General features: G+C 65.0%; 14 protein-coding genes. 10 read left to right on the forward strand and 4 right to left on the reverse strand.

Features of this window, described 5'->3' with window-relative positions; all coding sequences use genetic code 11:
- Nucleotides 1–138 precede the first annotated feature (138 nt).
- The 4 genes from KUW62_RS04665 (at nt 139) to KUW62_RS04680 (ending at nt 3,828) form a co-directional block, all read left to right on the forward strand.
- Entirely contained in the window at nt 139–750 is a 612-nt protein-coding gene (locus KUW62_RS04665; RefSeq protein ID WP_224814352.1) for a hypothetical protein, read from the forward strand.
- Nucleotides 751–856: 106 nt separating this feature from the next.
- Complete coding sequence (locus tag KUW62_RS04670; RefSeq protein ID WP_224814353.1) at nt 857–1,387, forward strand: hypothetical protein; 531 nt, start codon at nt 857–859, stop codon at nt 1,385–1,387.
- A 355-nt stretch (nt 1,388–1,742) separates the two neighbouring features.
- On the forward strand, nt 1,743–3,206 hold the full coding sequence (locus tag KUW62_RS04675; protein ID WP_224814354.1) for a hypothetical protein: 1,464 nt from the start codon (nt 1,743–1,745) through the stop codon (nt 3,204–3,206).
- Nucleotides 3,207–3,366: 160 nt separating this feature from the next.
- Nucleotides 3,367–3,828, forward strand: coding sequence for a hypothetical protein (locus KUW62_RS04680; RefSeq protein WP_224814355.1), 462 nt, complete (start codon nt 3,367–3,369; stop codon nt 3,826–3,828).
- Between the two features lie 112 nt (nt 3,829–3,940).
- Here KUW62_RS04680 and KUW62_RS04685 read toward each other — a convergent pair whose 3' ends face one another.
- The 4 genes from KUW62_RS04685 to rpsF all read right to left on the reverse strand — a co-directional run bounded on the left by KUW62_RS04685 (nt 3,941) and on the right by rpsF (nt 6,554).
- Nucleotides 3,941–5,137 carry a PQQ-dependent sugar dehydrogenase gene (locus KUW62_RS04685; RefSeq protein WP_224814356.1) on the reverse strand — a complete coding sequence of 399 codons (1,197 nt, stop codon included), beginning with the start codon at nt 5,135–5,137 and terminating at the stop codon, nt 3,941–3,943.
- 145 nt (nt 5,138–5,282) lie between these two features.
- A complete protein-coding gene (gene rplI / locus KUW62_RS04690) occupies nt 5,283–5,939 on the reverse strand; it encodes a 50S ribosomal protein L9 (RefSeq protein ID WP_224814357.1) in 657 nt (218 codons plus the stop codon).
- Between the two features lie 12 nt (nt 5,940–5,951).
- Nucleotides 5,952–6,179 carry a 30S ribosomal protein S18 gene (gene rpsR / locus KUW62_RS04695; RefSeq protein ID WP_224814358.1) on the reverse strand — a complete coding sequence of 76 codons (228 nt, stop codon included), beginning with the start codon at nt 6,177–6,179 and terminating at the stop codon, nt 5,952–5,954.
- A 21-nt stretch (nt 6,180–6,200) separates the two neighbouring features.
- A complete protein-coding gene (gene rpsF, locus KUW62_RS04700) occupies nt 6,201–6,554 on the reverse strand; it encodes a 30S ribosomal protein S6 (protein WP_224814359.1) in 354 nt (117 codons plus the stop codon).
- 330 nt (nt 6,555–6,884) lie between these two features.
- Between rpsF and KUW62_RS04705 the strand changes: the two genes are divergently transcribed.
- From KUW62_RS04705 to mltG, 6 genes are all read left to right on the forward strand, one after another.
- Nucleotides 6,885–7,808 (forward strand): hypothetical protein, encoded by a 924-nt coding sequence (locus KUW62_RS04705; protein ID WP_224814360.1) that lies wholly within the window; start codon nt 6,885–6,887, stop codon nt 7,806–7,808.
- Nucleotides 7,809–7,984: 176 nt separating this feature from the next.
- Nucleotides 7,985–8,926, forward strand: coding sequence for an ACP S-malonyltransferase (gene fabD, locus KUW62_RS04710; RefSeq protein WP_224814361.1), 942 nt, complete (start codon nt 7,985–7,987; stop codon nt 8,924–8,926).
- A 14-nt stretch (nt 8,927–8,940) separates the two neighbouring features.
- A complete protein-coding gene (gene fabG, locus KUW62_RS04715) occupies nt 8,941–9,678 on the forward strand; it encodes a 3-oxoacyl-[acyl-carrier-protein] reductase (protein ID WP_224814362.1) in 738 nt (245 codons plus the stop codon).
- A gap of 232 nt (nt 9,679–9,910) precedes the next feature.
- Entirely contained in the window at nt 9,911–10,144 is a 234-nt protein-coding gene (locus tag KUW62_RS04720; RefSeq protein ID WP_224814363.1) for an acyl carrier protein, read from the forward strand.
- A gap of 175 nt (nt 10,145–10,319) precedes the next feature.
- Nucleotides 10,320–11,576, forward strand: coding sequence for a beta-ketoacyl-ACP synthase II (gene fabF, locus KUW62_RS04725; protein ID WP_224814364.1), 1,257 nt, complete (start codon nt 10,320–10,322; stop codon nt 11,574–11,576).
- A gap of 6 nt (nt 11,577–11,582) precedes the next feature.
- Nucleotides 11,583–12,743 (forward strand): endolytic transglycosylase MltG, encoded by a 1,161-nt coding sequence (gene mltG, locus KUW62_RS04730; protein WP_224814365.1) that lies wholly within the window; start codon nt 11,583–11,585, stop codon nt 12,741–12,743.
- Nucleotides 12,744–12,760 lie beyond the last annotated feature (17 nt).

The following is a 12,760-nucleotide window of genomic DNA, read 5'->3' on the forward strand; positions in this document are numbered from 1 at the left end:
CTTCCGTTATCCGATAACAGACCCTGGCGGTTGAATAACAGGCGACGGCACGGCCATGCTCTGCCCATCGCCACTTTTCGGCATTCGACCCATTTGACTGATTTTAAAACCCATGACTTTACCCAAAGGCCCAAACCCATGTTCAAACACGCCACATTTGCTGCCATTGGCCTGACAGCGGCGATCTCTGCCGCGCAGGCCGATACCCACGATCATCTTTATCCGTCGCCCCATGACACCCCCGCGTTCGAGCGGCTGGTCGAGATGTGCGCCCATTTCGGGATCACATGCGACCTTCCCGACGTGGCGGCGGAGGATGATCTTCTGCATCCGTTCGATCTGTCCTCGCCCGAGGCGTTGGCCGACCTCGAGAAGCGCCTCGCCCTGATGGAACAGGATTGGGAGGAATATGCCGAAGTCTACGGCATCGCGCCCGATCTGCCGCCTGTCTGGGCGCCCGTGCGTCCCCACAATTACCCTGTGCCGCGCCATCTGTTCGGATGGGGCCCGTCGGACGTGACGCCCCATGTGGTGCCGCACCCCGATGCCTGGCCCCGCGCCCATGTCTGGCCGCGTCCGCGTGTGGAGATCCTGCCCCGCCTCGATCCCGCGCCGGGCTGGCCGCGCCACGGGTATCTCGACCTGACCAACCCGTTCCGCGCGCTCGACAATGCGCCGAACCTGCCGCGTCACCTGTTTCCCCGCGGGACGCTGCGCCACGGTCACGTCTTCCCCTGGCCGTCGCTCTGACGCCCTTGCCGTGCCCCGCCATATCGCGGTGGGGCAGGGTGCCATACCGCCCGCTTATCAAGACCCAAACCCCTTTTATCCACCTTTATTTCGAGTAGTTGATCCCATGAAAAAGTCCCTCTCCCTCCTGGCCCTCATGGCCGCCACGACCTTCGCCGCCCCGCTTGCCGCGCAGGACATGTCCGACTTCCTGAACCCCAGTGCGCTTGCCGCGCAGCTGGGTCTGACCTCCGGCAACCATGGCGCGATTGCCGCCGTACCGCGCAACACCCTGCGCCTGCCCAACGGGTACGCCGTGGGCCAGGCCCCGCGGGTGATCGTGCACGGTGACGTGGAGATCGCGCGTCTTGACCCGGTGATCCCGTCGCTGGCCCCCCGCGTCTCCGTCGTGCCGGTTCCGCGTGCGTTGAGCGCCGTTACACCGCTGAATGCCGTGCCGGAGACAACAGGTGTTGCCCCGCGCATCGCGGCGGAGCTTGCGCCCATGGAAGAGGTGCTGGACGATGTCGCCCGCGCCGCGCCTGCCGGTGCCAATACCGCCATCATCTCCACCGAGGCCGGCACGGTCGTCGCCCACGGCCAGGGCACGACGACCAGCGCGCGCCCGACGCTTTGGCAGCGCATCTTCGGTCTTTGATCCACCGATACGGCCCCGTGGCACCCCCGGTTTCGCGTCGGGGGTGTCTTCCGCTTTTTTGGTCCGCGGCCAAAGAAGTTTTTGCGGATTCGGGGGACTTCGCTATCGTTCCGGTTGCATAACGAAGGTCAGGGTTTCCGTAGTTTGGGCTGTGGACGATCGCCCGTAACGTGACCTCACGCGTCTTATTAAGTGCATTCGGGCTTCCCTTCGCCCGGTGCCAAACAGGAAGGACTATCCAAAAATGCGTCTTTTGACAGCCAGCACACTTGCCTTGTGCGCAATGGGCGGAGCGGCGTACGCTTGCCCGAATTATGCTTTGTCGCAAAGCGGTTTGAATTACGATGGGGCCCAGTTGGCCCAAGGGTTCAACTTCGGCGTGAATGCCGGAGGCGACTTCACCCTCGATCAATGTGGTTTGGGCGTCCTGGGATATGGTCAGTTTCGCGCGGCCCCCGATTTCACCTTCAACCTCAGCAACATGGCCGGACGTGAGCTGGACCTGTCCGTCACCTCGTCCTGCGATCCCGCGATGCTGGTCAACGACGCGTCGGGCCAGTGGTATTTCAATGACGACGATAACGGTCTTCAGCCCGGCCTGCGCCTTGGCGGACCTTCCGTGCAGGGCCGCGTCGATGTGTGGGTCGGCACCTATGCCGGCGGCGGATGCCCGGCCAACCTGAGGGTTCAGGCCCTGGGCGGCACCCCCACACCCGTGCCGACCCCGGTACCGACACCCGTGCCCGCGCCCGCACCGGTGAGTGGCTGCCCGAGCTGGCAACAGCCCGGCCCGGCACTTCAGTTCAACGCCAGCCAGATCCAGCAACCGCTCAGCTACATCGCCCAGGCGACCGGCGGCGTGTCCGTCTGGTCCTGTCCCGATGTGGAGGGCGGGGGAACCGCCAGCCAGGTGCCGCAATTCTCCATCACGCTCGATGGGATGCAGGGCCAGAACCTGCGCCTTCTGGCCAATGCCGAATGCGATTCCACGCTTCTGGTCAACGGTGCCGACACGACGTGGTATTACAACGATGACGGCCAGGGCAATTTGCAGCCCGAGTTGTTGATCACGGATCAGTCCGCCCTGAACGGACGGATTGATGTCTGGGTCGGCACGTTCTCGGGCGGGTCCTGCCCGGGTACGTTCACCTTGCAGGCGGTGCCCGCGGTTCAGCCCGCCCCGGCCCCGGCGCCGGTGCCAGTCCCCGCACCGGCCCCCGCGCCCGTCCCGGTCCCGGCACCCACGCCAGCGCCGGTTCCCGTGCCTGCCCCGGCGCCTGCACCGGCCCCTGCGCCCGTTCCCGTGCCCGCGCCGACACCTGCGCCGGTTCCCGTGCCCGCACCGGCTCCTGCCCCGGTTCCCGTTCCGGCACCCGGACCGACGCCTGCCCCGACGCAAACCGGTGGCTGCCCCACCACGTCGTTGCAAGGTACACCGATCACCACCGACGGTCAGGAGCTCTACAGCCCCGACACCTACACCGTGCAGGCCGGCGGTGTGACCGCGTTGGCCAGCTGCTCGGGTCTGCCCGGCGCGGGCGTGATCAACGCGGCACCGGCCTACACGTTCTACCTGTCGGGTATGGACACCTATGGCCGGTTGGAGATCGAAGTGACGAGCGATTGCGACACCACGCTTCTGGTCAACGACGCCAACGGCAACTGGCATTTCGACGATGATGCCGGTGGCAGCCTTCAGCCGGAGCTGAACCTGACAGACACCGCCGCATTGAATGGCCGTGTGGATATCTGGGTCGGCACGTTCGGCGAATCCGTGTCCTGCTCCGCAGAGCTGGAAATGGAAACCTGGAACTTCTGATCCGGGTATCGGACCCGGGGTAAGGTTTTCCAGCCTTTCGCCCGGGTCCGCAAAAAGCGATTGTGCCCTCACACCGCAGACGCTGCGGGCACGATCAAACACCGAATGAAATCAATTACCTAAGACCCCTTCCAAGAAAAAGTCTTTACGGAGTATCACGATGAAAAAGCTTCTTGCAGCCGCCGCCATTCTGCTGGGCACCGCAGGCCTCGCCGCCGCATGTCCCGCATGGCAGAACGCGGGTGTCCAGACCGGGTACACGACCGGCCAGGATCTCTATTCGCCCAACAGCTATTCGGTTGTCGCCGGCGGCAGTCAGAACCTGCGCAATTGCGGCTGGAACCATCCCGGCTACGTGATCTCGCGCCCCGATTTCGAATTCCAGATCGACGGTCTGCACCAGTACGGTCGCCTTGAAATCCGCGCCGTCGGCAATTGCGACACGGTGCTGCTGGTCAATGATGCGTCCGGCAATTGGTATTTCGACGATGACAGCTATGGCAACCTGAACCCGGCCATCAACCTCTACCGCCCGTCCTCCGGCGTGTATGACATCTGGGTCGGCACCTACGGACCGAACACCTGCGGCGCGACGCTGCAGATGGAAACCTGGTACAACTGATCCCGGTTCATCCGTGGACTCGAACGGCCCGCCAATGCGGCGGGCCGTTTTGCGTTTGGGGTGAACGGCTCGGGCGCGGCGGGGCAGGGGGTCGGCCGCACCGCCGGCTCGTTCATTCCGCCGCAGGGGTCAGGCGGATCAAGGCACCGGGATCGGCGTCGATCAGGATCAGGATCGCGCCGTCGGCGTCGACATCGACATCGCGGACGCGGCCTTGGCCCGTGTGCAGCCGTTCCTCCCCCACGATCAGGTCGCCATCGACGTCCAGGCGCACAAGGGCCTGTCCCGCAAGCGCACCCAGAAGGATGTCACCCTGCCAGTCGGGAAACATCTCCCCCTCGTAGAAGATCAGATCGGACGGCGCGATGGACGGGTCCCAGAAATATCGCGGCTCCACGTAATCCGGCGCGTGGGCCTGTTCGCCCGTCCCGACATCCGAGCCGTTGTAATTCACGCCGTAGCTGACCTCGGGCCAGCCGTAATTGCCGCCGACTTCCATGATGTTCAACTCGTCCCCACCGGCGGGGCCATGTTCCAGAAGCCAGATGTCATCGGTTCCGGGTTGGGTCGCGGCGCCCTGGATGTTGCGGTGGCCATAGCTGAGTATCTCCGGACGCTCTTCGGTGATGAAGGGATTGGTCGGCACGTCACCCTCCAACGTAAGGGCCACGGTCACGCCATAGGCCGCGTTCACCGGGTCTTGCGCGAGCTGCCGGTTTTCCGGCGTGAACCGGTCGCCGGTGGTGACGATGAGCAAGCCATTGGGACCGATCAGGACGCGGCTGCCGAAATGCGCGGGGATGGAGGAGGCAGGGGTCTGTCGCCACATTTCCTCGACCTCCGACAGGGCCGTGTGATCGTCCGACAGGACGCCGCGGCCCAAGGCCGTGGCCGATGCCGTAAGGCCGCTTGGCGCGGCAAAGGTGAAGTAGATGACCCGGTTTTCGGTGAAATCCGGGTGCAGCGCCACGTCCAGCAACCCACCTTGCCGCAGGGACCGGACGGAGGGCACGCCGGAAATCTCGGGCCCCAACGTGCCGTCGCGCGTGACGTGGCGCAGGGTGCCGCCGCGTTCGGTGATGATGTACCCCGCGCCATCGGGCAGAATGGCCAGACCCCACGGATAGGCGAGCGTGCCGACGATCACCTCTTCATCCAGGGTGACGCCGGAGGCGATCTCGGGCGCGTCCGTTTGCTCGGTGAATGCGGGCACCGTGTCGGGCAGGTTCGCGGTGCCGTCATCGACCGGATCCTGCGCGAGGGCGGGCGTGGCAAGCAGGACAAGGGGCAGGGCGATGGGGCGGAGCATGGGGGACCTCTCTAACATGGTCCCCGATAGATAGGCGCGCGGATCACGGCGTCCAAACAAGCGGGCGTGATCCCGCGCAGGTGACTCACGAAAAAGGCCGCCCCGGTGGCGGAGCGGCCTTGATTTCTCGGGGGATGCGACCGGCTTACGCCGTTTCGTCATCGTCCTCGGCCGGGGCTGCGTCCGCGTCATCGGCGGCGTCGCCGTCTGCGGGCGCATCGACCTCGCCTTCCAGCTCATCAAGCTGCGCGGCGCCGATATCGTCGAACAATTCCGCGATCTCGAATTCGGCCTGCGCCTCTTCCTCGGCGGCGAGTTCCTGAATCGACTTGCCCGACGCCTGAAGCTCTGCCTCTTCCGGCGAGCGGGCCACGTTCAATTCGATCTCCACCTCGACTTCGGGGTGCAGGTTCACCATGACCTTGTGCAGACCCAGATCCTTGATCGGAGCCGTCAGGGCGATCTGCTTGCGATCGACGGAGAAGCCTTCCTCCGTGGCGACGTCAGCCGCGTCACGGGTGGTGACGGAACCGTAAAGCGCGCCGGAATCGGAGGCCGAACGGATGATGATGAATTGCTGCCCGGCAAGCTTTTCGCCAAGCGCCTCGGCTTCTTTCTTGGTCTCCAGGTTGCGCGCTTCAAGCTGCGCCTTCTGGTTCTCGAAAGAGGCGAGGTTCACCTCATTCGCGCGAAGCGCCTTTTTCTGCGGCAAGAGGTAGTTGCGCGCGTAGCCTTCCTTGACGGAGACCACTTCGCCCATCTGACCCAGCTTGGCCACACGTTCCAGCAAGATAACGTCCATGATGTCGTCCCCTTACTTAACGGCGTAGGGCAGAAGCGCGAGGAACCGGGCACGCTTGATCGCCTTGGCGAGCTTGCGCTGGTTCTTGGCACCGACTGCGGTGATACGGGAAGGCACGATCTTGCCACGCTCGGAGATGTAGCGCTGCAGCAGACGGGTGTCCTTGTAGTCGATCTTCGGCGCATTCTCGCCCTCGAACGGGTCGGTCTTGCGGCGGCGGAAAAATGGTTTTGCGGCCATTGGAATGTCACTCCTTGAGAATCAGCGGCGCTCGCGGCGGCCTTCGCGCTCATCGCGCTTCTGCATTTGGGCCGAGGGGCCTTCTTCGTGGGCGTCGACCTTGACGGTCAGGACACGCATCACGTCGTCATGCAGGCGCATCAGGCGCTCCATCTCCTGCACCGCCTCGGACGGGGCATCGGTGCGGATATAGGCGTAGTGGCCCTTGCGGTTCTTGTTGATCTTGTAGGCCATCGTCTTGACACCCCAATATTCGGTGTCGACGACCTTGCCGCCATTGTCGGCGAGGACGGTGCCGAAATGCTCGATCAGGCTTTCGGCTTGCGTGTTGGATAGGTCCTGACGCGCAATCATCACATGCTCGTAGAGAGACATGGAAACTCCAGTTCTGGTCACGGGCGCGTTTCAAAGGCCGGGTCGTTTCCTCTTCGTCCCCCGGCCACGAGGGATCACGCCGATAAAGATGCTTCACGAAGAGATGGGTGCGTATAAGCGCGCGCGCCCGGCCTGTCCAGCCCGTGCGCGCGCCTTGCGTCCTGCCACGCTGAATCCTGCCTTTTGCCCCATTTCGAACACAAGTGACCGGCAGATATGGGGATGGACAAATGTCCCTGCACCCCCGTTCCGACGGGGTAACGGGCCATTGAGACGAGTTTGAAGGGCCGGTGTGGCTTGGCCCGAGCGTAAAGAAATGGAGGTCCCGCCGTGGACTACCAAGACTTCATGGATCAAGAGGATGGCGCGGCCACGGTCGACTGGGTCATCGTTATGGCGGTGCTCGTGGGCCTTGGCGCGGCGATTTCCGAGACGACGGGCACGGCACTGACAAGCCATTCCGGCGACATCCAGGGCGAATTGCAGGACGGCATGTTCGAGACCGCCTGGGACGAGAACCTGGCGGTGCAACCCGTCTCGGACGACGATCCGTGCAATATCGTGGGCAACGACGGCACCACGACGACGTACAACGGCAATTGCTATGGCGATACCGGCGGGACGACGGGCGGCACGACGCCGACATCCGGCGGCACCGATCCTGACCCCACGCCTGACCCGGATCCGACTCCCGATCCGACGCCCGACCCCGATCCTGACCCCGATCCCGATCCTGACCCCGATCCGACGCCGGATCCTGACCCTGATCCCGATCCCGACCCGGATCCAACGCCAGACCCAGATCCCGATCCCGCGCCGACACCCGGTGCCGATGGGTGCCCGACATCTGCTCTGAGCGGCCCACCGGCATCCGGCACGGGGTATGGCCTTTGGTCGCCCGACCGCTATTCGGTTCAGGCCGGTGGCACGACCAGCCTCGCGGATTGTGCAAGCCACGGCTTCCCCAGCACGATCGGCTATTTCGAGGCGACGCCGACGTTCACGTTCACATTGTCGAATATGAACGGCTACAACAGGCTGGAGATCGAGACCCGCGACAACCGCAACTGCGATACGGTGCTGCTCGTGCGCGATGCTTTCGGCAACTGGTACCACAACGACGATGGTGGCACGGGCTACCAGTCGAAGGTCAACATCTATGACATGGCGCTGGCAACGGGTCGCGTCGATGTCTGGGTCGGCACTTACGGCACGACTCCATGCAACTCCACCCTCGAAATGGAGACCTGGTGATCCGACGCTGCGCTGCCCGCTGAGACCGGGCCGCACGAGACGCGAAAAACCGCGCCGAAGGCAATCCGCTTTCGGCGCGGTTTGCGTTTGCGGGGTGTGTCCGGGGCGTTGCGCGGTCGGCGGGGTTGCGATAGCTCAGGCAGCAGACGTGTTTGAACGACCCCGAAGGAAGCCCCATGACAAGAGCATTCGTTTTCCCAGGCCAGGGCGCCCAGACGATCGGCATGGGCCACGACCTGGCTGACGCCTATCCGACGGCCCGCGCGGTGTTCGAGGCGGTGGATGATGCATTGGGCGAAAAGCTCTCCACCCTGATCTGGGAGGGCGAGATCGAGGACCTGACCCTGACCCGTAACGCGCAACCGGCCCTGATGGCGACATCCATGGCCGCGATGGCGGCGTTGCAGGCCGAAGGGGTGGAGATCGGCGCGGCATCTTACGTGGCGGGCCATTCCCTGGGCGAGTATTCGGCGCTCTGCGCGGCGGGCGCGTTGAGCCTTGCGGACACCGCGCGACTGCTGCGTTTGCGAGGCGAGGCGATGCAGGACGCGGTCCCGGCAGGGCAGGGCGCGATGGCGGCGATCCTCGGGCTGGATTTCGACACGGTCACGGAGATCGCGGCGGAGGCCGCACGGGGCGAAGTCGTGGAAGCGGCCAATGACAACGACCCGGCGCAGGTCGTCATTTCGGGTCACAAGGCGGCCGTGGAACGCGCCGCCGATCTGGCCAAGGAACGCGGTGCGAAACGCGCGCTGATGCTGCCGGTCTCCGCGCCGTTCCATTGCGCGCTCATGCAACCCGCCGCCGATGCAATGGCCCGCGCGTTGGCGGATGTGGACATGCAATCCCCCGTCGTGCCGCTGGTGGGCAACGTGATCGCGCGGGCCGAAAGCTCCGCCGATACGATCCGGCAGAACCTGGTGGATCAGGTCACGGGCCGGGTGCGCTGGCGCGAAAGCGTGGCGTGGATGTCCGATCAGGGCGTCACGGAAATCTTCGAGATCGGGGCGGGCAAAGCCCTGTCGGGCATGGTCAAACGCATCGACCGGGCGATGGAGACCCAAGCCGTCGGTACGCCCGAGGATGTGGCCAAGGCGGCCACGGCAATCAACGGATAAGGGAGCGGCAAAAAATGTTCGATCTGACAGGGAAAGCGGCGCTTATCACCGGCGCGTCGGGCGGGATCGGGGCGGAGATCGCGCGGCATCTGCACACGGCGGGCGCAATTGTGGGCCTGTCGGGCACGCGGGTCGAGCCGTTGGAGGCGCTGGCCGCCGAATTGGGGGAGCGGGCCCGTGTCCTGCCCTGCAACCTCAGCGATGCCGAGGCGGTGGAGGCGCTGCCCAAGCAGGCGATCGCGGCGATGGGATCGCTCGACATTCTGGTCAACAACGCGGGCATCACGCGCGACAACCTCTTCATGCGGATGTCCGACGAGGAATGGGCCAGCGTGCTGGACGTGAACCTGACCTCCACGATGCGGCTCTGCCGGGGCAGTCTGCGCGGCATGATGAAGGCACGCTGGGGCCGGATCGTGAATATCTCGTCGGTGGTGGGCGCCACGGGTAATCCGGGGCAGGGAAACTACGCCGCCTCCAAGGCCGGAATGGTCGGCATGTCCAAGAGCCTCGCCTACGAGGTCGCCAGCCGTGGCATCACCGTGAATTGCGTGGCGCCGGGCTTCATCGAGACGGCGATGACCGACAAGCTGACCGATGACCAGAAGGGCAAGATCCTTGCCCAGATCCCCGCCGGGCGCATGGGTACACCCGCTGAAATCGCGGCAGCGACCCTGTTTCTGGCCAGCGATCAGGCCGGGTATCTGACCGGCACGGTGATGCATGTGAACGGCGGCATGGCGATGCTGTGACACCCGGCAAGTGATGCTTTACCCTGCGTCAGATTGGCGTTCGGGGGGCATTGCTATAGGCGCAACTTATGCTATAGGCGGCGCCATATGGACGGGGGGCTTGTTCCCCGGCCCGGTCTTCCCCACCTGTTCAGTCAGGACGGGTGAGGCACCCAAGTGGCCGGAACGGCACGAAGTGAAACCGGGGGGAGGCCAGCACGGCGCAGCCCTCGAGCAAGATAAGGATGAGATCATGAGCGACGTCGCAGAGCGCGTAAAAAAGATCGTTGTGGAGCACCTCAGCGTGGAAGAGGACAAGGTCACGGAGCAGGCCTCGTTCATTGACGATCTGGGCGCGGATTCGCTCGACACCGTTGAGCTGGTCATGGCCTTTGAAGAGGAATTCGGCATCGAAATCCCCGATGACGCGGCCGAGACGATCCAGACCTTCGGCGACGCGGTGAAGTTCATCAAAGAAGCGCAGTAAGCCGCTTCTTGCACAGGTTTGACGGCGCTCGGAGAAGTCCGGGCGCCGTTTTCCGTTTGCGCCGGGGCGGCACGCGAAGCCTTGCCGGTCGCGCGGTCACGGGGATTGCGCCCAGGTGGGCGTTTCCGGTAATTGAACGCGCAAAGACGTTTGAGGCGTTTGAAAGGGGCACGACATGCGGCGAGTGGTGATTACGGGTCTGGGGCTGGTGACGCCCCTGGCATCGGGTGTCGAAGAGACATGGCGCCGCCTTCTGGCCGGGCAATCCGGTGCGGGTCCGATCACGCGCTTCGATGCCACGGGCTTCGGCACCACCTATGCGTGCGAGCTGCCGCGCGGCGACGGCACGGACGGGACCTTCAATCCCGATCAGTGGATGGAGCCCAAGGAGCAGCGCAAGGTCGACGATTTCATTCTCTACGGCATGGCCGCGGCGGTGCAGGCGGTGGAAGATGCCGGTTGGACGCCCACTGACACCGAAAGCCTGGAGCGGACCGGGTGCCTGATCGGGGCGGGGATCGGTGGCTTGTCGTCCATCGCCGATACGTCGATCACTCTCAATGAACGCGGCCCCCGCCGGGTCTCACCCTTCTTCGTGCCCGGTGCGCTGATCAACCTGATCTCCGGCCAGGTCTCCATCCGGTACGGGTTCAAAGGGCCGAACCACTCGGTCGTGACGGCGTGCTCCACCGGCGCCCACGCCATCGGCGACGCGGCGCGGCTGATTATGCTGGACGATGCCGACGTGATGATCGCGGGCGGGGCGGAAAGCCCGATCTGTGCCATCGGGATTGCCGGGTTCAACGCCTGCAAGGCGCTCAGTACCAAACGGGCGGAGGAGCCTCAGAAGGCCAGCCGTCCCTGGGACAGCGACAGCGACGGCTTCGTCATGGGCGAAGGCGCAGGCATGGTCGTGCTGGAAGAATACGAGCACGCCAAGGCGCGCGGTGCCACGATCTATGCGGAAGTGCTTGGGTATGGCCTGTCCGGCGACGCCCACCATATCACCGCCCCGCCGCCCGATCACGAAGGGGCGGAACGCGCCATGCGCGCGGCGCTCAAGCGCGCGGGGTTGGAGCCGTCGGCGGTGGATTACGTCAACGCCCACGGCACCTCGACCATGGCCGACACGATCGAGCTGGGCGCGGTGGAGCGGCTGATGGGCGATCACGCGGGCAATCTGCGCATGTCGTCCACCAAGTCGATGACCGGCCATTTGCTGGGGGCCGCCGGCGCGATCGAGGCGATTTTCAGCATCCTTGCGATCCGCGACAACGTGGCCCCGCCCACGATCAACCTCGACAATCCCGCGGCGGAAACCGCGATCAACCTGTGCGCCAATGCCAAGCAGGAAGGGGAGATCAACGTGGTCCAGTCCAATTCCTTCGGGTTCGGCGGCACCAATGCCTGCCTGATCATGGGTCGGGTGTAAGCGCCCATGTGGAAGCATATCGCGGCCAACGGCATGTCGTTCCTGATCGTGGCGCTGATCGCGGCCGCGGCGGCCTTGGGCTGGGGGCAGCGGCAATGGAATGCCGAGGGCCCGCTGGAGACGGCGGCGTTTTTCGAGGTGGAGCAGGGCGATACGCTGGCCCGTGTTTCGGAACGCCTTGAGGAAGCGGGCGTGATCCAGTCGGCGGCCGTGTTCCGCGTGGGCACCCGCACCGCCGACCGGGCGGGCGATCTGCGCTTCGGCAATTACGAGATCCCCGCGGGCGCGTCGATGGAACAGGTCCTCGACATCGTCACCGCCGGTGGCCCATCGTCCTTCCGCTACCGCGCCACATACGTCTTGCGTAATTCCGGCACCGGAGAGCTGCGCCTGGCCGAACGCAACCCCACCAGCGGCGAGGTGGAGGAGCTTGCGCGCTTCGCCTACGAGGATGGCGTGGCACCGGAATATGCGGCCCTCGTGGAAAGCGGCGCGCCGATGCAATACCGGCTGGTGATCCCCGAAGGGTTGACGAGCTGGCAGGTTGTCCAAGGGCTTCTCGCCGCCGACTTCCTGGAGGGCGAGGTGCCCGACATTCCGCCCGAAGGCACCCTTGCGCCCGCGACGATAGAAGTCGCCCGCGGGGAGGACCGCCTTGAATTGCTGGCGGAGATGAGCGCGGCGCAGGAGCGCATCCTTGCCGAGGCCTGGGACAACCGCGCCGCCGATCTGCCGATTTCGACCCCGGAGGAGGCGCTGATCCTTGCCTCCATCATCGAAAAGGAAACCTCCGTTCCCGAGGAGCGGGGCCGCGTCGCCAGCGTCTTCACCAACCGCCTGAACCAGGGAATGCGCCTGCAAACCGACCCCACGGTGATCTATGGCGTCACCAATGGGCGCGGTATCCTTGGCCGGGGCCTGCGCCGGTCCGAGCTGCGGGAGGAGACGCCGTGGAACACCTACGTGATCGACGGCCTGCCGCCCACGCCCATCGCCAATCCCGGCCAGGCGGCCATTGAGGCCGCGCTGAACCCCGACAGCACCGATTTCATCTTCTTCGTGGCGGATGGCACCGGGGGTCACGCCTTTGCAGTGACGCTGGAAGAGCATAACCGGAACGTCGCGCGCTGGCGCGAGATCGAGGCGGAACGGGCAAATTCGGAATAGTCCGGAGGCGGTTGGGA

The sequence above is a fragment of the Hasllibacter sp. MH4015 genome (genome assembly GCF_020177575.1).
Lineage (GTDB): Bacteria > Pseudomonadota > Alphaproteobacteria > Rhodobacterales > Rhodobacteraceae > Gymnodinialimonas.